Below are 22356 nucleotides of genomic sequence, written 5' to 3' on the forward strand. Positions count from 1 at the left end.
GGCCTGGCGCGGACGTTTCTGTGCTAGGCAAAGCATATGTGAGAGTATCGGCATTGCGGATTCTTGTTGTCGAAGATGATGTCATTCTGGGCTCTTCCCTGAAGAAGGCCTTTGAGAAACACGCCTATGGCGTGGACCTGATGCGGGATGGCGAATCCGGGCTGCTTGCCATTCAGGATAATGACTATGCTGTTGTTATTCTGGATGTGAACCTGCCGAAAGCCAGTGGTTTCGAGGTGGTTCGAACTTTGCGTGCCAGCGGCAACAAGGTTCCGGTCCTGCTGCTGACGGCGCTTGACAGTATTCGCTCGCGGGTTGAGGGACTGGATGAAGGGGCCGACGATTATCTTGTGAAGCCTTTCGATCTGGACGAGCTTCTGGCCCGTGTTCGAGCGCTCGCTCGCCGGTATGAAGGGCGCACCGAGACATTGATCCGTTGCGGCAATGTCGAGCTTGACCCTTCCGCAATGATCGCCCGCCAGAACGGCACACCCCTGCATGTGGCTGGTAAGGAGTTTCATCTGCTCAAGCTGCTGATGGAGCGCGCCGGGCGTTACGTCACCAAAAGCGATATCGAATACGCCCTCTACGATATTTCGGCCATGGTGGAGAGCAATACGATAGAAGTGACGATCTACAGTCTGCGCAAAAAATTGGGCGCCGATTTCATCAAATCTATTAGAGGCGTCGGCTATATGGTCGAGCGGTGACACGTGACACTCAGTCAAAGACTGTTCCTGAGAATTCTGCCGACGCTGATCATTACCATCGCGCTTGTCGGCGCCTTTGCGTATCGAAGCGCCGACCGCGAGATTGAAAATATCTATGATGCGGAGTTGATCAACGACGCCAATACGCTTTGGGTCCTGCTCAACCATCCGCTGGCCAAGAATTCGGACAAACCGATCGTCCAGATCCCGGATCTGGATTTCAACATGGACGACCAACTGTCCCTGAACGAAGATGCCGATGATTACGCCGACGCCCATGCCTTCCGGGCCTGGAAGAATGGCCATCTGGTCATGGTCAGCAGCAATTCCTTTCCGGAATCGGTGCCGGAATTCAAGCGCGGCTTTTCCAATTTCAAGATCAACAACGAGGCTTGGCGGGTCTATTCCCTGCCCATCCCCAATTCCGAAGTCACGATCGAAGTGGCTGAGAAAATGGCGCTGCGCGACGGGCTTGTTGCCAATATCATTCTCAATCTGTCCTTTCCATTGATGATCCTGGTGCCGGCCATCGCCATTGTTGTGTGGTTCGTCATTCATAATGGCCTCAACCATATCCGGGTGCTTGTCCGGCAGATCAGGTCACGGACGCCCGACGATCTTTCGGCAATTTCCACCGATGGTCTGCCGCGCGATCTTGTGCCGCTGGTCGGCTCGCTCAATCAGTTCATGGAAAAGCTGCGCATATCCCTGACGCTTGAACGCCGCTTTGCCGATCTCGCCGCCCATCAGTTGCGCACGCCGCAGGCTGGCATAAAGCTGCTGCTGCAATTGATCGAGCGGTCGGATTCGGAGGAGGAGCGACAGGCGTTGATGAAGGATCTGACCGCCAGCAATGAGCGGGCGATGCATCTGATCGAGCAGATGCTCAATCTGGCCCGCGTTAGTCATCAGCCCTTGAACCTGCAACAGACCAACCTGTTCGATCTGGTTGCCAAGGTGCTGGCAGATTTCGGTCCGGTCTTCAACGAACGGCGTTTGCAGGTTGAACTTTCTGGAGATGAAGAGGCACTGGTGGCCACCGACAGCAGCTTGTTGCGAATGATGATCGACAATATCGTTGACAATGCCATCAAATATTCCCCGGATGCTGGCGCAATCCAGGTTACGATTACCTCGAAAGCGGCCTGCTGGTGTGTTTCAGTCAATGACAGCGGCCCGGGCATTCCCGTGCAGCATCGTGACAAGGTTTTCCAGCAATTCTACCGGTTGCCAACAACAGAGCGTGAGGGCACCGGGCTTGGTCTTGCCATTGCTGCGGCAATTGCGGGCCGCCTTTCGGTTGATATCGAACTGGGTGTGCCGGACTGGGGCTATGGCTTGCGCATCGACCTGCTGGTGCCAGCGGGGACGCTCACTGCGGCTTGATCGGCGGGTTGCAGTCATAGGATGCAAATAAATGATTATAAAGCATAATTTTTAAGTGAACGAAGACACCCCAAGGCTGGTTGGCAAAAAAATCGACATTTAAGTTTCACTTCATTTTCGTCTAATCCAGCTTTCAGTTCGCGGTTCTAGGGTTCCTTCACAGATTGAAGGAACCACCATGCAAGCTTTCTGCGATTTTGACGGCACGATATCGAAACAGGACGTCACTGACCTCGTCCTGGAGCGGTTCGCCCTGCCTGAATGGACCGATATCGAACAACAATGGGAAGCGGGAGAAATCAACTCCGCTGAATGCATGCGGGCTCAGATCCGTCTGCTTCAGGCCTATCGGCATGAGATCGACCGGTTTCTCGGTGAGGTCGAAATCGACGCTGGCTTTCCTGAATTTCGTCGGTTCTGCCTCCAGAACCATATCCGCCTGACCATCGTCAGCGACGGTGTCGATTATTTCATTCGCCGTGTTCTTAGCCATCACGGCATCACCGATATCGAAGTGGTTGCCAACCGCATGCTGGAGCCCTCCTGCGGTAACCCGACGGTTTTCGACCTCGACCACCCCTTTGCCAGCCAAAACTGCGTCACCGGATCGGGTGTCTGCAAATGCAATGTCATCCGCTCCGGCGATGCGGATCACATTTATATCGGCGATGGCCGCTCGGATTTCTGCGTCTCCAGCCATGCCGCCAAGCTGATCTTCGCCAAATCCAAACTGGCGGTCCATTGCCAGGAAAACCGGATCCCCTTCATCGCTTACCGCGATTTCACCGATATCACAGCCGCACTCAAGACCTTGAAGACCAAGTCCCTGGCGATTGGGGCTGGTGCTGCTGTGACCACTGTTCCTGCATCAAAAATAGCTTAGGGAAAACAAGCATATGCGTGCAACGTTCAAGATTGCCGAACCGCCCGTCGTCTCGCCTTCAGAAGACGAGTTGAGAGAACTCGAGAACCTCTATTGTTCTCATGGCGATACCGTCCATTATACGGATAAGCCGAAATTCTTCGAAGGTTGTGAAGGCTCGTTTGTCTACGATGCCAGCCAGACGCCGTTTCTCGACCTGCAAATGTGGTATTCCGCCGTCAATTTCGGCTATCGCAACGAGCGGCTGAACAATGCGGCCCATCGTCAGCTCGACCAGCTTCCGCAGGTCGCGTCCCAATATCTACACCGGGAAAAAGTCGAGCTTGCCGCGCTGATTGCCCGCGATGCGGAACAGAAATTCGGCCATAAAGGCCGCGTCCATTTCAATGTCGGCGGCTCGCAGGCTGTCGAGGATTCGCTAAAGCTGGTGCGCAATTTCACCGGTGGCAAAAGCCTGATGTTCGCCTTTGAGGGCGGCTATCATGGCCGCACGCTCGGCGCGAGCGCGATTACCTCAAGCTATCGCTACCGCCGCCGCTACGGCCATTTCAGCGACCGCGCTCAGTTCATCGAGTTTCCCTATCACTTCCGCGGCCCGAAAGGCATGTCGAAGGAGGAATATGGTGAGGTCTGCGTACAGAAATTCGCCCGCCTGTTTGAAAGCGAATATAACGGTGTCTGGGATCCCAAGGCTGGTAAATCCGAATATGCCGCTTTCTATGTCGAGCCGATCCAGGGCACCGGCGGCTATGTCATTCCGCCTATGAATTTCTTCACCGGTTTGAAGAAAGTGCTTGATGACCACGGCATCCTGTTGGTCGTCGATGAAATCCAGATGGGCGTCTACCGCACCGGCAAGCTTTGGTCGATCGAGCATTTCGGCGTGTCGCCTGATGTTCTGGTATTCGGCAAGGCCATTACCAATGGTCTCAATCCGCTGTCCGGCATCTGGGCGCGCGAGGAAATGATCAATCCGACGATTTTCCCGCCCGGCTCGACCCATTCGACCTTCGCCAGCAATCCGATGGGCACCGCCGTTGCACTCGAAACCATGAAAATGGTCGGCGAGGGTGATTTTGGCGCCAGCGTCATGGAAAAAGGCGCCCGCTTCCTCGATGGCCTGAAGGTTCTCGAAAAGCGTCATGCCATCGTCGGAGATGTCGATGGTCTCGGCCTCGCGCTCCGCATGGAAATCTGCAAGGAAGACGGGTTTACCCCCGACAAGGCAACGCTTGACTGGATGTCGGACGAGGGCATGAAGGGCGATATGGTTGTTGATGGCAAGACCTATGGTCTGGTGCTCGATGTCGGCGGCTACCATAAGAACGTCATCACGCTGGCTCCCAACCTGATGATCAGCAACAGCGAAATCGATCTGGCCCTCACCCTGCTCGATCAGCTGCTGACCCGCGCTGCACGGAGATAGAGCCGTGCAACTCCTGCTTCTTCACCTCGATGACGCGCTGGAGTTGCAGCCTGAGTTCATGCGCACCTGCAAAATGGCAGGCGCGCATGAACTCAACGAACAGCAAAGCGGCAGGGCTGTGCGTCTCTGGGGGCGGCAAGCCGCGCTCGACACGCTGTGGCGCAAGATCAGCCAAGCGGGACGGCAGGGTTCTGGCGAACCGCGCCTCTGTTTCATGGGGTCGGGCGATTTTCACCATGTCACATCGCTGCTGATCGATCAGGCCCTGGAAAGCCACAGCGAGCGCGTGACGGTCATTCATATCGACAATCATCCGGACTGGGTGCATTTCGATGGCGGTATGCATTGCGGTTCCTGGGTAAACCGCACCCTTGCCAATCCGCAGGTCGATAAAGTCATCACCATCGGCGTCTGTAGCAATGATCTGGAGACGCCGGAGCGTAAGGGTGCAAATCTTGACCTGCTGACCAGCGGTCGGCTGGAGCTTTACCCGTACGCACATCCGCCTAGCCGGGTGAAGGCCAGTTACGGTTCCGGCCAATCCTACAGGCAGCATGCCCGCGACCTCTATTGGCAAACCATCGCCGAGATCGGCGAAATGAATTTTATCGACCGGTTGCTGGCCAGTATTCAGACCGACTGCGTCTACATCACTCTGGACAAGGATGTTCTGGTTCAGGGCGATGCGGTGACCAATTGGGACCAGGGGCAAATGCAGATGCCCTATGTCCTGTCGATCATCAGCGCGATTGGTGAGCGCTATCGGATTATCGGTGCCGATGTGACGGGGGATTATTCCCGTCCAGATTATAGCGGCACTCTCTGGACCCGATTGCTGAAAAAGGGCGAGATCCTGATTGATCAACCCCGCCATACATGTCCCAGTCCGCAGATCTGCACCATTAACAGCTCCGCCAATCTCGCGCTGCTGGATGTGTTCGGGGAGCAGATGCGATGAAACAAGGGCTTGATCTGTCGATGTTGGCGCTGATCTTGTTCTGCATCCTGACGGAGACAGGCCGTGAGATCTGCTTCAAAAAAGGGGCGGGCGCGGGCGATGCCAGACAGATGGTCCTGCGGCCCGTCGTCTGGGCCGGGATCTGCTTTTGGCTGATCGAACTGCTGGCCTGGAGCCGGGTGCTGGCCAGTGTTTCGCTGTCCATCGCCTTTCCGATCATGGCGATGAGCTATGCCACCATCACGATTGCCGGTGCGGTGATCTTCAAGGAATCCATCAACCTTCGCCATGCCGTCGGGGTCGCGCTTGTGACTGCCGGTGTGGTCTGTGTCGGAGCAACAGGACTATGAAACTCTTTGCCTATTCGAAATGGGATAGTGTGTCTGTCGCCGCAGCATTGCTGCATCTGGCCTTCAATATCTATCTGATTGCCGGGTTCGAGAGCCGGCCACTCTGGCTCTCTTTCATCCTTGCCTGCATTTATGCGCTGTCGATTTCCTGGAACATCAACAGCATTTCCCACAATTTCATTCACACGCCCTATTTCAAGCCGCGCTGGATGAATTATGCCTTCAGCCTGCTGGAATCGATCACCATTGGCTTTTCCCAGACCTATTATCACTGGGTCCATATGCGCCATCATTCCGGCAATAGCGACCGGCCGGATGAGAGCGGCAAGACCGTCGATCTGCTGTCGATCTACAAGCATGGCAAGAATGGCGAGCCGGAAAACGTGTTTTCCTACACGTTTCTCAGTTTCTTTCGTGACGATCTGGGCGAAATCCATCGGGCTATCGCTGCCAAGCGGCCATTTGAAGCCAAGTGGGGGCGGATCGAACTGATCGCCTTCATTGTCGTCGCGCTGGCGGCCCTGGCCTATGACTGGAAGGCGACACTGTTTCTCGTTCCCTTCTATTATCTCGGCAATTGCCTGTCTTCCCTCAATGGTTACTACGAGCATCTGCATGGTGATCCGGACGAGCCTATTGCCTGGGGTGTCAGCAGTTACAAGAGCTTCTACAACTGGCTGTGGTTCGGCAACGGCTATCATGCCGAACATCATTACCGGCCCAAAACCCATTGGACGCAATTGCCGCTGCTGCATGACCGGATCAAGGATGAGCAGGAAAAAGCTGGCACACACGTCATCAGCACCTGCCACGCGCTCGGCTTCATTGCCAAGGAGAACCTGGCCAAAGAGACCATGCCAGGCGAGGGCGTGCGATGAGCACCGATGCGCTCTCGTTTTTTCAGGAAGGCAGCAATGGCAGCGGCATCCTCCTTGTCCACGGGTTGACCGGGGCGCCTGCGGAGATGCGGCTGGTCGCCCGACAATTGCACCGGCGCGGATATTCGGTTTATGCCCCGCTGCTGGCAGGCCATGGAACGGACGAAGCAGCCTTGCGCAAGACGCGCTGGCAGGATTGGCTTGAGAGCGTTGAGGAGGCCGGTCAGGTTCTGGCCTCACGGGTCGATGCAGCCTTTGCCGCTGGCATTTGCGCCGGTGGAAAGCTGGCGCTGATGGCGGCGGATCGTCAGCCTTTGACGCTGCGGGCGGCGGCCATCTACTCGCCCTGTTTCCATTACGATGGCTGGGACATTCCCCGCCATTACAATTTCATGGCCCGCAATATCCGCTGGCTGGCGAAGATTCCGTTCCTGGACCGGCTGAGGTTTCACGAAACCCGTTCGCTCGGCATTAAGGACGACCGGCTGCGCAACAAGATTGCCGCCATGAATGGCGACGGCATGCTGGAGAGCTTCCCCGGCAAGGGATTGGTGGAAATGGACAAGCTCGGGCGCGTGTTGAAAGCCCGGCTGCCTTTGATGCAGACGCCGACGCTGATCGTTCACTCGCTTGAGGACGATGTCAGCAGCCCAAGCCATGCGCAATATATCTCGTCCCATCTCGGCGGGCCGCGCGAACTGCATTGGCTACGGGACAGCTATCACATGATCCATATGGACCGCCAGCATCGGCACGTTGCTGATCTGACTGCGGATTTTTTCGAGGCTCATTATGTACCGGACCGAGCATAACATGTCCGAAAATATAGCGGTGAAATCTGCGGCCCCAGACGATGTCATGCACAATCGCGTCATGCTTGATGTGGTTCGCGGTTTTGATACTCGCATTGCAACCTCCATTGCCGATATTGATCGTGATGAGTGGGACCATTGTTTTCCCGGCGAACCTGAGGCCTACGACTATCTGCTGACCGTGGAAACCGCGGGGATATCAGGCTTTGAATGGTGCTACGCCACGGTCTATGAAGGCGGCTACCTTGTTGCGGCCATGCCAGCCTTCATCACACGCTATGCCTTGGACACCACGCTTGAGGCGGGCGGCGTCCGTGACGCGATCGCTAGGTTGCGCCGTATCTTCCCAAGATTCCTGACCTTGCCACTGGCCTGCCTGGGCTCGCCTTGCACGGAGACCGGCAATCTCGGTTTTCACCCCTCGGTCAGGCCTGATCGCCGAGAGGGTCTGTTTCAGGCGCTGTTGAGCAGTTTTGAGGATTACGCCAAGACACGCAAATGCGTGCTGGGCGCACTGAAGGATATTCCGCAGCCGGTGGAGGCCGGGATTGACCGCATTATCAAGGACCATGGCTATGCGCCGTTGGGCGGCATGCCGACCGCCTGGCTTGCCATTGATTTCAACGATATGGACAGCTATTTTGCCCGTCTCTCATCGTCGACGCGCAAGGACATGCGGCGCAAATTGCGGGCGCGCGAAAAGGTCAGGGTCGAATACCACACGCAATTCGGTGACCATCTGCCACGGATCATGCAGCTTTATAACGAGACGCGGACCCGGAGCGAATGGCAGTTCGAGGAGCTGACACCGGCCTATTTCGAAGGCATTTTGAAGACTATGCCCGGCCGGTCTTTCTGCACCCTGTATTTTGTCGGGGACGAATTGCTGGCGGCCAACCTGATGGTTCATAACGATCACACCCTGATCGACAAGTTTTTCTGCATGGATGAAAAGGCGGGGCGTCCCTACAATCTCTATTATCTCAGCTGGTTCGAGAATATCGGCTATTGCCTAAAGAACGGCTTGACGCGCTATCAGAGTGGTCAGGCCTATTATAGCAACAAGGTGCGGCTGGGCAGTAGGCTAACGCCGAATGAAATGTATTTCCGTCATCGTAATCCTGTCGTTCAGCGTCTGTTGCGCATGGTTGCGCCCTATTTCGCCGCAGATGAAGCGAGCGCAGTTCAACCGAGCGAGGGCGACGCATGAAACTGCTTCGCCTGTCATGGCTGGCCGTGCCGGTACTCAATACGGCCCAGCAGATGTTTTTGAAACTTGGTGCCGATCAGGCCGATACCGCGCACGGATCGGCGTTTTTCGAACATGTCTTCCTGTCACACTGGTTTCTTGCTGCCGTTGTGGCGGAAATCGTCTGTTTTATCGTCTGGATGTCGGTGCTGGCCGATCTGCCGCTCAGCAAGGCATTTCCATTATCCGCTGTCAGCTATGTGCTGATCATGGCAATGGCCTGGTTCATGTTTGACGAGCCGGTCAGGCTTTTGACGCTGATTGGCACGGCGACAATCCTGGCTGGCGCCTGGTGCATTGCGACGGCGTCAAAGTCTGGGGCCTGAGGCCGCGTTCAGAATGAAATATCGAAGGATTTATTGAAGGCAATTCCAACGACGTTCTGGTTTTTCGTCCCGAGCTCAGAGGAAACAGGAGAATCGGCGGCATCGCCCACCAGCCGCTCGAAGCGATCATAGAGTTGCACCGACATGTCGGGCGATATCGTATAGGTGGCCGAGACGGTAAAGCCGACGGATTTGATCCCGGCGCTCGCATCGAAAGCATTGATCCGGCCATTGCGGCTGGCCTCGGCTGTGGAGACGCCGAAATATTTGTTCATGTAGGAGGTGTCGCCAAAGGTGGCCCTCGGTCCTGCGGACAGCAGCCATTTTTCGGAAAGCGGTTGAAACCAGTCCGAGCCGATATCGACGACCAATCCACTGCCATTTGACAGCGCCTGACGGATTTCCGAGCGGACGCGCCAGACATCCGGCTTGATCCAGTATTGGACGAAGACACCCGCATCAATATCGAATTCGACGTTTTTCAGCCCGTCGAGATTGGTCGATTTGGAGGAGCGGCTGTCACGAAAGCCAACGACCGGCCCCACTTCAAACCCATGCCCACTGAACACCGTATAATCCAGATTATCGTCAGGCGCTGAATTTTCCTCAGGCTCTCCAAACCGGCGGATATCGAAGGAGGGAATGACCCCGAACGTATATTGCTTGGAACCGGGATAGCTGGGCGCCAGTTCGACAGCCCCTCCGAGCGTGACCGTCCAGCGACTGTCCGCATTATCGGCACTCGCGTCGGCGGCATGGCTGCTACAGGCAGAAAACAGCAGGGATGACAGGCAGCCCGCCGCGATCGCACCTCTAGGATTTATCACTCGATACAAAACCATCCGTCCAGAAATGCCCTCTGTTAAACCGCAGCGGCAAAGTTACAGATCGGTCATGTTATTGAACTGTCAGGCCGACATGGTCAAGGATATTGCGTGATCCTCACCGATTCTGCTCGGTTTCCTCAAGTCGAAGTGGATTTAAAGTGACAGTTCTGTTGGTTAAATCAAGCGTTGCTGTGGCAATGGCTTTTGCAACCAATCGCGTAAATGATTAATGTCTGTCTGGCCCATGGCCGCGCCCCAGCAGCGCCATCAACGCATTGGTGGCAAGTCCAAGCAGGATCGCGCACAGGACGAGCCCGCCTGCATAGATCACAAAATTGCCTGAGAGCCAGTTTGCCGCGACCAGTCGCATATTGCTGATGCTCAAGGGCTGCATCGACAACAGGCTGACGTTGCTTGGCTCATTGACGACGATCTCCTGTTTCCTGGCATCATAAACGCTGACACGGCCAGAGATCGCGGTCCAATTGCGAAGATCGGCGATATCAATGGCGCCGGTTTGTAATAATGCAAGATCAGGGGCGCTGAATGTCGTCAGGATGGCACCGTCGGCATCGACGGATTGAGACAGAAATGCACTGGATGCCTGCGGCAGCGTATAGGCGGACTCGGCGCTCGGCCAAAGACTGACGGTCGCCAGGTTGAGATCGAAGGTTTCTTTCATCCAGGTGTCGACGCTGGAAAAAAATTCCATCACCGTGCCGGAATCAATTTTGTCGCGCCAGGATTTGAGCTTTACGTCAGTGCTAAGATCGCCATCTCCGGCGCCCTTGGTGTTCAGCTGCACATTGGCAAGTGCCTGGGGTGGAAGGTCCGGTGCCGCTCCGATGAAAATCGCATTGCGACCGGCAAAACGCGGGGGCGATGACGCCATTTCGAGAGCAAGGGTTTGGCGGGCCGATGCGGCAAATTTGCCGAGCACGGTTGCGGCTGCGGCCAGCGTCACATCGTCATTCCGGCCGAGAACAACCATTGTCGGGGTCTTTGCCGCCGCAAACGGAAAGCCGAGAGCCGCTGTTGCGGCGAGGTCGGGGGCCTGGGTCAGATGCGCGATCGGCGGCATGACGAATTGCGAAGAGCCGAACAAGGCAAACCGCGCCGTTTTGTCTGCTGTCTCACCAGGTGCGCAGACGCTGTCCTCCTGGGTCATCATCACGGCTTCCAGCCCGATGACATTCACGCCCGGATGAAAATGCCGCAGGGTAACGCGGATCGGATAGTGCCGGAGAACCGCGCCTCCCTTGGACGTGATCGGAACGGTGGTCGCCAGATGACCATTGACCGATACCACGATCTGGCTACCCGGCAAGACCTTGCTCGAATAGGCGGCGTCCAGCAATATGGTCGCGGTCCCATAATGGTTGGCATAGAAATCGGCTGGCATGCCCACCGTGAAATCCGTGAAAAAGCGGCGACCTGAAAACTCCTGGTCGGGAAGACCGAGCGCGGCAAAGGACAGCGCCCCGGCCTTGTCCAGAATAGGTGTATCGACGCCGCGCCAGGCCGAGGTTTTCAACATCCGCCGCTCGCCGTCTTGCGCGAACTGAACAAAGTTATCAGCAATCGCTTTGATGTCGCGCCAATCCGGGCCGCTGAAGGCGAGGACCGACACGCCTGGCCGGCCCGGAAGCGCCATGAAGCCAGCCATCGTGCCGTTCAGCTTTCTGGTATCAGCGTTTACGGCATTATTGATGCCGATCAGGCCCGCCATTTGCGATGTGGTGGCCGCCACGACCACAAGCTCTCCGGGGGCCGGTCGTGCGGGCATGGTTTTCGTGAAGCTGAAGGAGCCGTTGGCCACACCGCTCAGCAGCGACAGCCCTTGGGCCAACTGGAGCAATGCGGGGGTTGCGGATGGCTGTTCGAAATCCGGAGAAACGATTGTGAAATGGCTGCGGCCTTTTTCATCGACACCAAGTGCGCGCACATCGTCGAGACGTTTCATGCCGTTGGCGTTAGGGTCCGCAAATGTCAGATAGGTTTTTGCCGCATCGAGCTGCGTCCACAATTCATAGGTGGATTGGATGGTGCAGTCGGTGCGGTGCCGCTGCTCTGCGGCAAAACTGATCCGGTTTAAGCCTGGAACAAGAGCGCCTCGCGGCACGGAAATCGTGTTTTGCTGCGCAGACTGGCCGCCTCTGATCGGCAGGTTTAGAACCGGTGTGTCATTGATGGTGATAAGAAGGTTAGAGGCTTCCGGGGCAACGACCAATGCGTTGCTATAGCTCAGCACCAGCGTTGCATCGGCTGAGGCTTGTTCCGGTGTCAGGTAAATCGACATCGCCTGCCGGGCCAGTTCGCCTTGCAGCTTGAGAGCCGGCGTCGTCAGCAGGTAACGGCGTGACAGGCTCTCGCTTTGCTGTTGTGCCGGGCGGTTGGACAGGGGAATGCCGGGGATCGGCGTAGTCGGGACGGGGACAGGCGCCTTGGTCGCGGGCAGGCCGGGTATCGGCGCGCCCGGCATTGTATTGCTTTCGGGGCTCATGTCGAAAGGCGCCATCTGGGCAAGTGCTGACCCAGCGCTGGCCAAAAGCATCAAAATCAGGGCAAAAGCTGTTTTCACTGTTCGCCCTCCTGCTTCGCGTCGTTTTTGGCTTTCGAAGAAAGCAGCAGGAGCAGATAATGCAGGCCACGCAGTGTCTGCGTCAGGGACAGGCGCAGGAACATCCAGGCTCCACCCAAAAGGCCAGGATTGTGGCGTCGCGACTGTTGAAACAGGCTCCACTGCTGGGCATTTGCAAAGATCAGATCGGCGATGAATTCATGGTGGCGCACGGTTTCCGGGAGATAGCGGCAGCCGATTGAGACGATATCGCCATTGAACTGGAAATGGCGGATATTGACAGGCAGTTCGGCCCATCCCGTCGTGCCATGCGGTTGAAAGGTCACCGCGCCCAAGATGTCCCGCTTGAAGATTTCGCGGTCGCGAGTGAAAATTTGCAGGCTTGCACCATTGACCGACACATCATCGATCATTGCCGGATAGGTTTTTCCACCCACGGAAAACTCGCAGCGCCGGCTGACCTGCACACGACGTGACGACTGCCGCTCACCCCGCTCCGAGACGACGCCCAGGGCGCATCCGGCCATGATCAGATTGACCAGGTTCCAGCCACCGACCACCAGTGTCACGTCAAACCTGTAGGGATCGCTGTAGAGCCTGTAGACCGTCACTGCGAAAGCAAGCAGTAGGATGAAGAAAATCAGGAAAAACGGCCGGCTGATTTCCGACAGACGGCTTTCCGTTACGCTTTCATCCTTGGCGGTGACCTTGAAGGTCGGTCGCCGTGGGTCCCACATTACCGAGAGGATCGCCGGTAGCAGATGGATCGATTGCACATATTCGTAAAGCTCCGAAATCCACGGCCAGCGGAAGGAACCATAGAGGTAGTTCTGAACCATCAGGTTCACGAGCATGTATGACAGGGTATAGGCCATGAACTCGCCACCCGAGCCCATGAAAATCTGTAGATCGAAAAACAGGTAGAACAGCGGCGCCATCAGGAAGATTGCCCGGGGAAAGGGAAACAGCCAGAACATCGTTGATGACATGTAGCAGAGCCGCTGCGGCAGGGTCAGGCCGCGCTTGAGTGGCGGAAAACGGAACCGCATGATCTGCATCATGCCCTGAGCCCAGCGGCTGCGCTGGCCGATAAAGCTGGCAAAGGTGGCCGGTTGCAGCCCGGCGATCAGTGGCATATCGACAAAAACACTGTTCCAGCCGCGCGAGTGCAGTTCAAGCGCCGTTTCGCAATCCTCGGTGATGGAAAGGCCGCTGAAACCCTTGGTTTCAAGCAGCGCTTCTCGGCGCAGCACGGCTGCCGATCCGCAGAAAAATGCGGCGTTCCATTTGTCGAGACCGCGCTGGATGATGCCGTAGAACATTTCGTTCTCGCTCGGCATCTTGTTGAACGTGTTGAGGTTCCGCTCGACCGGGTCCGGGTTGATGAAGAAATGCGGCGTCTGGACCAGGAAAAGACGGGGGTCATCCCCGAAATAGCCGACGGTTTCCTTCAGAAAGCTGCGGGCCGGAGCGTGGTCGGCGTCGAAAACGGCGATCAGTTCTCCGCTGGAATGGTCGAGGCCATTGTTGAGATTGCCAGCCTTTGCATGCTCGTTGCGCTCGCGTGTCAGATAGCGCACGCCAAGCTGGCTACAGAGCGCCTGAAGCGCATGATAACGCTGCTCGGCGAATTTTGCTGCCAGCAGGTCGGTGGATTGACGCTTCTGCTCTGTGGAGCCGTCATCCAGCAGCCAAACGGTGAATTTTTCAGTCGGATAATCGAGATTGCGGGCCGCAGCCAGCGTATTGGCCAGCAAGGCTTCGTCTTCGTTATAGCTTGGTACGAAGATATCGACGATTGGCAGTTCTTCAGCGGCAAGCGTGCGAAAAGGCTTGCGCGGCGGTAGCGGCATGGACACCACGAACAGGCTGAGAAACAGCATCAGGACGCTGTACATCTCGGCCAGATAGACAAGCAGGCCGGGGATGAAATTTTCAAGCTGGTTGACCGGCGGCAAGGTACTGCTGGTGCGCCAATAGACATAGCGCAGCACAATGGCTGTCGAGAGCGACAGAAAAACAATGCGGCCGTGTCCTTCGATCCGCATCATTCTCATCACCGAAACGATGATGAGAATGATGAATGTCGTCACCAGCTGCGTTCGGGTGTCGATGGGCAGAAATGTCAGGGCCAGCATCGCCGCCGCGCAGATCAGCCAGAGCAGGAAGCGGACCAAAAACACCATTGTCTAATCCTCGAAATCCCGGTCATGGGGGACGCGTTGCGGCCAAAGCGATGCAGCGGATTTTTTGCCTGTGGCCACCAAGCTCATGGGTGCCATCCATCTCATGGGCATTGTCCAGCTTGGGTCGCCCCAGATTGGGCCGAAGTTGCGCCAATGCAGGCGGGCGATGGTACGACAGAACCCGCTCTTGTGGTCTGTGAGGACGGCGACGGGCTTGTCGCGCCCGATCTGGCTGGCGAAGGTACCGCTGCATGGGCGCCACCGATCTGGCTGGGTGACGGAACGATCGTGCCTTGCGCACCTGCCGGCAATGGTCGAGGATTGGATGTCACCGAACCAGGAGAGGCAGACTGTGATATCGCCGCATTTGTCTGGGCCGGACGCGGGGCTCGGCGCTCGGTCGGATATTGAGGCTGAGTGGCTACTGGGGCCGAAGGGACCGGCAGAATGGGCGTTGCCGGAGGATAAATCGGCGCGCTGCTACCGCCCAGGCGCGCGTCGAGCGGCGGCGGGCCACCGTAAGGGTTCCAGCCGGGGCTATCGACGGTGCCGGCAAGGGTAAAGCCATACATCAGCGATAGAAGCTGCTGTTCGCTTGCCAGCCTGTCGCAAAGGCGCATGCGGATCTGAACAGTTCCGCCATCGACAAAGGGACCACGCTGGCCTTGCCGGGCGCGCAATTGCTGCCAGGCATAAAGGCAGAGATCGTTGCCGCTGGAGCGGCCCACCGCATAGCCGAAAGGTCCAAAATCATTCTGCACGACGTAAGGCGCTCGGGTCATGGCGAGGCCCGGCAGGGTGCCGCGCATTTCCGAATTGATCCGGGCATCGGTCAATGAGGCCGAGGAGAGGGCGTTGTCGCCGTAGCGATTGGGATTTTCCGTTCCGTAAAACCGCACCTGCACGACATTTTGTCCCGGAACCGTCGAATTGGTCGACAGGGCAATTTCCTGCTGCACCGCATTGCTGAAGCGCTTTTGCGTGACGCCGACGATGGAGAACTCGCCCGGTGGAGGTAAAAGCATGGCCTGGTCGGCGGAGAGCGCCCGCGTTTCGTCGTTCAGCCGCACCGGATTGCCGGCACAGGCGGACAAAAGGGCCACAAGAACAAAAGCGGGTGAGCAGAGTGTGCCCCGCAACAGTCCCGCTAGAATCGGTCGGTCTAGAATCATGGACTCGTCTTACGCCAGAAACTGCATTGACGAAATTTAAAACCTTTCAAAGTGTAAGACTTCCCTGCCGATTCGATCAAAATAAACCATTTCTTTACCCTAACGGTTAAAAGTCAGATCTTATTGGCTTTGCATTTCGGCCGATAATGCGGACGGAGTTCTCATGCGTACATCACTCATAGCGCTTATAGCGATTGCGGCCGGAGCCGTGGGTGCCGTGGGGGTTTTTCCGGGCCATGAGGATCTTGCGACTGTTTCGAAAAATTCGCAGGTCTCTGGCCAGGATGGCCGTGAGGACGAGGTGGCTGGCGAGCAGGTGCAGGCTGGAAAGTCCGAGCGTCTGCCCGCGCCGCGGACCATGCCCGTGCAATTGCTGGCAGAGGCGCCCGCGCCCGACCAGTCAGCTCCCACCCGCGCCAACTCGCCGCTTGTCCCTGTTGCCGGGGAACAGTCTGCCGCACCGGTAAAGCCCAACGAGGGTGGAGGGTCTGGAGAAACCAGCCGCCCATCGGTTGATGAAAGCGCGTTGCGTTATTTTGCGGCCCGTGGTGATACGGTTCGGTTGCAGGCTGAGATTTCTCGCCTGCGCATGCTTTATCCCGGCTGGCAGCCGCCGGAAAATCCGATGTCCATCACAACCGGGGTGGATAGTTTCGTCCAGTCTCTCTGGCAGGCCTATGCCGACGGTCGCTATGAGGAAGTGCGCAAAGCCATTGCCGGGCGCCAGCAAAGTGAACCCGGTTGGATGCCACCGGAGGAGTTGCAGGGAAGCCTGAGGCTTGCCGAGGCCCGCCAAAGCCTGGTCAAGGCATCCGATGATAAGCGTTACGACAGTGTTATTTCACTGGCCTCGGGCGCGCCGGAACTGCTGACCTGTACGGAGGTCGATGTTTTGTGGCGTGTTGCCGAGGCTTTCGCCAGGACAAGCAAGCCGGAACGCGCCCGCGATGTCTATGCCTATGTGCTGAAAACCTGCCGGACCCCACAATTGCGGCTGGCATCCATGCAGAAGGCAAGCACTCTGTTGCAGCCCGCTCTGCTCGAAGACCTCCTGAAGCTGGAACAGCCCAGTGCTGACGGACATCCGGAATTTGACGGCATTCGTGACGATATTGCCCGCCAGATCGTGGCGCGCGCCGGGCAGGATGCCGGGATTGCCGTGCAGGGCGTTGAGTTGGAGCGGTTGGAAAAGGTTGCCGAACGCGAAGGCAAGGCCAGCGATGCCCTGCTGCTCGGCTGGTATCATTACCGCCGCAACGATATGGCCACTGCGAAGGAATGGTTTAACCGTTCCTACGCAAAAGAGCCGATTGCCTCTGCCGCCCAGGGATTGGCCTTGACGCAGGTGGCGCTTGGCACACCGGGCGAGGCGGAAAATACCATGTTCCGCTTTTACGGCGCCGATCAGCAGGCGCGGGCTGTCTATCTCTCGGCGGTTGCCGCATTGCTGTCGCAGGAGCCGCCAAAGGTCATCGACAATGGCGTGCTGTCCCGCATGGCGCCGGTGGTCATTGCAGCCCGCAATTCAGCGGCAGCCGAGCAGTTCGGCTGGTATGCGAGAGCGCTGCAACAGATGTCGACGGCGGCGGACTGGTTTCGGCTGGTTTTGTCCTGGGATGCCACCTATGAACCCGCGGCCTACGGGCTGGCCCTGTCGCTCGACACTCTGGGCGACAAGACCGGCGTAGCGCAGATCAAGGCGAAATGGGCCGGCCAGTCCGACCGGATCGCCGCAGTCGGCGAAATCAGGCCATCCCGAGACCGGCTTGCGGAAAAACAAGCCGTGCGGTCTCCCGATCGCCCGGCTGTTGCCGAAACGGGAAGTTCCACGTCCGAGGCTGTCAGCCGGACGCGCTCAAGGCCGACCATGGTTGCCTTGCAGCAAAATACCGGGGCAGCAGCGGCCAGGCGGTCTGGCTGCTCTTCGACCCTTCCTGCCGGGCAATTGTCGCCGCCGGAAGCTTTGATGCGCGGCTGGTGTCTGATGGATCTTAAGCGTCCGATGGAGGCGGTCGAGGCGTTCGACCGGGCATTCAGTGGCGGCGACCTGACGCTTCGACAGGATGCCGCCTATGGCAAGAGCCTGGCGCTGCTGCGGTTGAAATTGACCGATAAAGCCGCCGCCGCCGCCGCGTCCGTGCCGCTTGGCAAGGAGCGGGCGCGTGAGCTGCAATTGGCGATCCTGGCCGACCGGGCTGTGGGCGCGTTCCAGCTTGGTCGTGCCCGTGAGGCGCTGGTTGCGCTCGACCAGCGCGCACGCCTGATGGCGGAACCACAGGATCTGCTTTTGCTGCGGGGCTATGCCTATCAGAAGCTCGGTTATGTCGGTGAGGCGCGCCAGATTTTCGAAACGCTATCGGATATCGGTAATACATCCGCTCTCAAGGCCTTGGCCGATATCCGCGCCAATGATCCCGGCGAACCGCATGGCTGATATCAGGATTGGGTAAGCAATGCCTGAAAACGCCTATGTCCAATACCGTAGGCTCAATCTGAACCCGATAAATTTAGTTTCCGGTTTCCTGGATTGTGGTGAGCGGCGCATGGAAGGTTGCCGTCAGGCCGGAGGGTCGATAGTCCTTGTGGGCATTGCCTGTTCCAGCCAGTCCCATGCGGATCAGGCGGGAGCCGAAGCCCTTGCGGGTCGGTTCGCTCACGGTCGGCCCGCCGCTTTCCGTCCATGTCATCGACAGGGTCGGAATGGCGTCGTTGTCGGCGATCCACCATTTGATGGAGACACGACCGCTATTATTGGAAAGCGCACCATATTTGAGGGCGTTGGTTGCCAGTTCGTGCAGCAGCAGAGATAGCGACAGACCGGCCTTCGGGCCAAGCGCCAGATCGGGACCGTCTACGTAAATTCGGTCGCCATCGGCATGCAATGCCAGCACCTTCTCGATCACATCGCGCATTTTCGCCGCCGACCAGTTTTGCCGCAGAAGAACGTCATGGGCGGCGCCGAGGGCATGTAGACGGGCCAGGAAAGCGTTGACGGCTTCCTTTTCGGTAACGTCCTTCAATGTCTGCCCGGCAATGGCCTGTACCATGGCCAGCGTATTTTTCAGCCGGTGGCTCAGTTCGTGGTTGAGAAGTTCCTGTTCTTCCTCGGCCTGAACTTTGGCAAGGGCTGCATAGGTTCGGTCGGCAATACCGCGTGTAAAGTCCAGTTCGTCCTGGCTCCATGTACGGGGTTTGTCGTCATGGGCAAAGAGAATGCCGACCAGGTTTCCACCTTTGAGGATCGGGACCTTGATCAGCGACGAAACCCCGATGGAGGCATAGGCGTCCTTTTCTGTGATCAGCCGTTTGCTTGAGGCGACGTTGGTGATCGACAATGTCTCTCCCTTGCACAGGTGCTCAATCGTTTCTGAAAACCTTTGGAGAGAATGGCGCCCTGCCAGCGAGACCGTGCCATGGGATGTCCAGTCGAAGGCGACGGCAAAGCTATTGTCCGTCCTGTCCACCACGGCGTAGCCCGCGCGGGCAACACCGAGGCCGTCCGACAGGATGGCGGCGGCGCTTCGGGTGATCTCTTCCACGGTGCTGGCGGCGCGAAGTTCGTCTCCCAGCTTTAACAATGCGGCCTTTTTCGCTTCTTTCAGCTTGGCATCGGTGGTGTCGAAGACCACGCCGACCATGCGGGTGATCTCGCCTGCCTCGTTGTGAACGAAGCGCGCCCGCCGCGAAATCCAACGCAATTCATCATCGTCGGCGCGGATGATCCGATAATCCACGTCAGGGCTGGCTGACCCTTCTCGCCGTGTGACCGGGTTTGAGCGCAGGCCACGATCGTCCTCATGCACCAGATCCTCAATCGCCGAAGCCGGATAGGACGTCTGCACGGGAATGCCGAAGACCCGACAGAATTCGCTGGAAACCGTCATGGTATTGGTGGCGATGTCCAATTCGAACGTGCCGACCCGGCCGGCCGCCTGGGCGCTTCGCGAACGCTCGTCCTGTTGTTCCATGGCCGTGACGCGCGCCAGCCTGCGCTCGCTCAATCGGCGCTGTACCTCCGCCTCACGCGCTTTTTCCTTCAGCGCCTTGCGTAATTCCAGCTGCACCATCACCTGTCGGGCGAGAAGCTTCAACGTGTCCTGCTGAAGTTCGTTCAGTTGCTTGGGTTCGAAACCCAGCACGCAGACCGTGCCGATCGGTAGATTATCAGCGGTTTTCAGGACGGCTCCCGCATAAAACCGCAGATGCGGTTCGCCGGTGACCAGCGGATTGCGATTGAACCGGCTGTCCTGGCTTGCATCCGGTATCATCAGGAAATCGTCTTCCAGGATCGCCTTGGCGCAGAAGGAACTGTCGAACGGTGTCTCGCGCACGCCAAGACCGACTTCTGCCTTGAAGAATTGCCTGCTGTCATCGATCAGGTTGACGACGGCGATCGGCGTTGCGCAGATCCGAGAGGCGAGGGCGGCAATATCGTCAAAATCCTTCTCGCGCGGCGTGTCAAGCACGTCATAGGCCCTGAGCGCCTCAATGCGCCGTCTCTCGCGCAGCTCGGCTTGGTCGTCGTTTAATGAGTGGCGCATGGATCTTGTTCTGTCGTGCCGGTTCAAATTCTGGACCGGGGGGGATTTGCCGAGTGGGTTTCATTCTTTAAGTTGAAGATGGGCTCACATCTTCGACGCACTGTTTGTCGCGAAATTCTTGTCCATGCCGTCCGAGGGGCCCATCCTGGTGGCGCCATCCGCGGGGACAAAGCAGGACGTGAATATGCGGAGAGGGTAAACTTTCCATGACGCTTGCCCGTTGTCCTGGCGATTCATTGCTTGTCGGGACTTTATCTGGGCATATTTCCCAGCATTTGCAAGATTGGAAATGCAGGTCCTATTGTGATGCTTTGCGCTGCATCATGACGGAAATTTTATTTTTAACCGGTGGAACATATGGGATTTCTTGTCGTTTCGCGTTCCTGGAGTTTGTAAGGGAAAAGTGGAATCCGGTTTCCCCGAAAAGACAAACGAATACAAAAGAAGTTAGAGGCTGTCAGGTTCAATCTGAGCCTGACAGTCTCTAACGATAACAGGAAGTTTTATGACGGACAGCTCAGCTAGACGCGGTGCCGAAGCAGCCGGGCGCAGACTTCTGGCAGAGCATGCATCGGAAGATCCATTTGCCGCCGCCTTCAAGGCGACCCGGATGCCGATGATCATCACCGATCCCAGGCAGGATGATAATCCGATCATCTTTGCCAATAATGCCTTTTGCGAGCTGACGGGCTATGGGTCCGATGATCTGGTCGGCAGAAATTGCCGCTTCCTGCAAGGTCCTGACAGCGACCCGAAAGCTGTGTCGCAGATCCGCAAGGCGATAGAGGCCGAGCGGGACGTCTCGGTCAATATTTTGAATTACCGTAAGGACGGCACGACCTTCTGGAACGCATTGTTCATCAGCCCGGTACGCGATAGCCAGGGAGAGGTAATCTATTTCTTTGCCTCGCAACTCGATTTTACCGATGTCAAAAGCAAGGAAGTTCAACTTGCCTCGGCAAAATCGCAGGCGGAAGCAGCCGTTGCCCAGCGCACGCAGGATCTTGTCGATGCGCTGGAAGCGAAAACCACGCTCGTCCATGAGGTCGATCATCGCGTCAAAAACAATCTCCTGACGATTGCCTCGATCGTCAAGTTGCAGGCGAGGATGACCAGGGACGATACGGTGCGCCATACCCTCCGCTCGGTGCTTAACCGTGTCGAAGCGCTGAGCACCGTACAGCGAAAGCTGTTTACCTCCAGCGATGTCGGGCGTTTCGATGTGGCGGACTTTGCCCGCGAACTGGTGATTGACATTGTCAACGCGCTGAAGCGGGACGACATTCATATTACCATGGATCTTTCTCCGGTCTTCGTTCCTGCCGTGAAAGCGTCGCCGCTAGCGTTGATCGTCAATGAGTTGATCGGCGACGCGGTTCGTCGTGGCTTGAGCGATGGCGGCGGCGAGATCCACCTGACCGTCAACCGGCCAAACGGCCATTTCGTTATTGAAGTGCGCGATACCGCTGACCCGGTGCCGGTCAATAGCGAGGATGACGACTTCGGTCGCCTGATGCTGGAAACCTGCATTCGGCAGGTCGATGCCAAACTTGAACGCAAGACTGAGGGCCGCCAGACCATCGTGCGGGTCACCCTGATGGTTGATAGCTGATCTGGAGCATAAAATTGGAAATCATGATCGTCGAAGACGAGGCCCTGCTTGCGCTCGAACTTGAGGCGGAAGTGGAGGCAGCTGGCCACACTGTCGTGGGACAGGCGATGAGCCGTGCCGAGGCCATTGAAATCATCGACCGGGAAAAGCCGGAATTCGCCTTTGTCGACGTTCATCTTCTCGATGGACCCACCGGGATCGAGGTGGGGCGGCATCTGACGGAGCGCGGCATTCCCTATGTTTTCGTCACGGGCAATCTTCGGCGGATACCGCCGGATTTTGTCGGTGCGGTGGGCGCTATTGAAAAGCCCTATACCATGAATGGCTTGCAGAATGCCCTTGACTATATCGGCAAGCGGCTGCGGGGCGAGGCTAATGTGCAGGCCCCGCCGAGCCTGGTGATGGCGCCGGAAACCCAGCACGGGTGATGGCATCGACCTCAAATCTGCGTTGCGGGTT

Annotated in this window: 19 protein-coding genes; 14 read left to right on the forward strand and 5 right to left on the reverse strand. The window is 57.4% G+C overall.

Features of this window, described 5'->3' with window-relative positions; translation table 11 throughout:
- The first annotated feature begins 53 nt into the window (after positions 1-53).
- The 10 genes from FS819_RS20740 (at position 54) to FS819_RS20785 (ending at position 8978) form a co-directional block, all read left to right on the forward strand.
- A complete protein-coding gene (locus FS819_RS20740) occupies positions 54-710 on the forward strand; it encodes a response regulator transcription factor (protein ID WP_012653871.1) in 657 nt (218 codons plus the stop codon).
- Between the two features lie 3 nt (positions 711-713).
- A complete protein-coding gene (locus FS819_RS20745; RefSeq protein WP_234624456.1) occupies positions 714-2096 on the forward strand; it encodes a sensor histidine kinase in 1383 nt (460 codons plus the stop codon).
- 178 nt (positions 2097-2274) lie between these two features.
- Complete coding sequence (locus FS819_RS20750) at positions 2275-2979, forward strand: MtnX-like HAD-IB family phosphatase (RefSeq protein WP_012653873.1); 705 nt, start codon at positions 2275-2277, stop codon at positions 2977-2979.
- Between the two features lie 13 nt (positions 2980-2992).
- Complete coding sequence (locus FS819_RS20755) at positions 2993-4405, forward strand: aspartate aminotransferase family protein (protein WP_156547462.1); 1413 nt, start codon at positions 2993-2995, stop codon at positions 4403-4405.
- A gap of 4 nt (positions 4406-4409) precedes the next feature.
- Positions 4410-5363 carry an arginase family protein gene (locus FS819_RS20760; protein ID WP_234624455.1) on the forward strand — a complete coding sequence of 318 codons (954 nt, stop codon included), beginning with the start codon at positions 4410-4412 and terminating at the stop codon, positions 5361-5363.
- Entirely contained in the window at positions 5360-5713 is a 354-nt protein-coding gene (locus FS819_RS20765) for a DMT family transporter (protein WP_156547463.1), read from the forward strand. The genes FS819_RS20760 and FS819_RS20765 overlap by 4 nt, the downstream gene beginning before the upstream one ends.
- On the forward strand, positions 5710-6591 hold the full coding sequence (locus FS819_RS20770) for a fatty acid desaturase family protein (RefSeq protein WP_156547464.1): 882 nt from the start codon (positions 5710-5712) through the stop codon (positions 6589-6591). The genes FS819_RS20765 and FS819_RS20770 overlap by 4 nt, the downstream gene beginning before the upstream one ends.
- Positions 6588-7403 (forward strand): alpha/beta hydrolase, encoded by an 816-nt coding sequence (locus FS819_RS20775; RefSeq protein WP_156547465.1) that lies wholly within the window; start codon positions 6588-6590, stop codon positions 7401-7403. Before FS819_RS20770 ends, FS819_RS20775 begins: the two co-directional genes overlap by 4 nt.
- A gap of 61 nt (positions 7404-7464) precedes the next feature.
- Positions 7465-8613 (forward strand): GNAT family N-acetyltransferase, encoded by a 1149-nt coding sequence (locus FS819_RS20780; RefSeq protein ID WP_156547573.1) that lies wholly within the window; start codon positions 7465-7467, stop codon positions 8611-8613.
- Positions 8610-8978, forward strand: a complete 369-nt coding sequence (locus tag FS819_RS20785) for an EamA family transporter (RefSeq protein WP_156547466.1) — start codon at positions 8610-8612, stop codon at positions 8976-8978. Before FS819_RS20780 ends, FS819_RS20785 begins: the two co-directional genes overlap by 4 nt.
- A gap of 8 nt (positions 8979-8986) precedes the next feature.
- Here FS819_RS20785 and FS819_RS20790 read toward each other — a convergent pair whose 3' ends face one another.
- The 4 genes from FS819_RS20790 to bcsN all read right to left on the reverse strand — a co-directional run bounded on the left by FS819_RS20790 (position 8987) and on the right by bcsN (position 15744).
- Complete coding sequence (locus FS819_RS20790; RefSeq protein WP_322192595.1) at positions 8987-9805, reverse strand: MipA/OmpV family protein; 819 nt, start codon at positions 9803-9805, stop codon at positions 8987-8989.
- 226 nt (positions 9806-10031) lie between these two features.
- Positions 10032-12386: a cellulose biosynthesis cyclic di-GMP-binding regulatory protein BcsB gene (locus FS819_RS20795; RefSeq protein ID WP_156547468.1), complete on the reverse strand. Its 2355-nt coding sequence runs from the start codon at positions 12384-12386 to the stop codon at positions 10032-10034.
- Positions 12383-14572 (reverse strand): UDP-forming cellulose synthase catalytic subunit, encoded by a 2190-nt coding sequence (gene bcsA / locus FS819_RS20800; RefSeq protein WP_156547469.1) that lies wholly within the window; start codon positions 14570-14572, stop codon positions 12383-12385. Before bcsA ends, FS819_RS20795 begins: the two co-directional genes overlap by 4 nt.
- A gap of 101 nt (positions 14573-14673) precedes the next feature.
- Positions 14674-15744, reverse strand: a complete 1071-nt coding sequence (gene bcsN / locus FS819_RS20805) for a cellulose biosynthesis protein BcsN (protein ID WP_156547470.1) — start codon at positions 15742-15744, stop codon at positions 14674-14676.
- 163 nt (positions 15745-15907) lie between these two features.
- Here bcsN and FS819_RS20810 point away from each other — a divergent pair, with 163 nt between their 5' ends.
- The gene (locus FS819_RS20810) at positions 15908-18178 is read left to right on the forward strand and encodes a tetratricopeptide repeat protein (RefSeq protein WP_156547471.1); all 2271 of its coding nucleotides are present in this window, start codon (positions 15908-15910) and stop codon (positions 18176-18178) included.
- 73 nt (positions 18179-18251) lie between these two features.
- Here the strand turns inward: FS819_RS20810 and FS819_RS20815 are convergent, their stop codons facing one another.
- Complete coding sequence (locus FS819_RS20815) at positions 18252-20285, reverse strand: HWE histidine kinase domain-containing protein (RefSeq protein ID WP_156547472.1); 2034 nt, start codon at positions 20283-20285, stop codon at positions 18252-18254.
- A gap of 206 nt (positions 20286-20491) precedes the next feature.
- On the opposite strand from FS819_RS20815, the gene FS819_RS20820 reads away from it, so the two are divergent.
- From FS819_RS20820 to FS819_RS20830, 3 genes are read left to right on the forward strand one after another with little or no spacing between them, the layout of a single operon-like run.
- Positions 20492-20773, forward strand: a complete 282-nt coding sequence (locus FS819_RS20820; protein WP_156547473.1) for a hypothetical protein — start codon at positions 20492-20494, stop codon at positions 20771-20773.
- Positions 20774-20790: 17 nt separating this feature from the next.
- A complete protein-coding gene (locus FS819_RS20825; protein ID WP_156547474.1) occupies positions 20791-21897 on the forward strand; it encodes a PAS domain-containing protein in 1107 nt (368 codons plus the stop codon).
- A 14-nt stretch (positions 21898-21911) separates the two neighbouring features.
- Positions 21912-22325 (forward strand): response regulator, encoded by a 414-nt coding sequence (locus FS819_RS20830; RefSeq protein WP_060717381.1) that lies wholly within the window; start codon positions 21912-21914, stop codon positions 22323-22325.
- The last annotated feature ends 31 nt before the right edge of the window (positions 22326-22356 follow it).

Origin of the sequence: Allorhizobium sp. Av2 (genome assembly GCF_021462805.2) — a bacterium.
Lineage (GTDB): Bacteria > Pseudomonadota > Alphaproteobacteria > Rhizobiales > Rhizobiaceae > Allorhizobium > Allorhizobium vitis_G.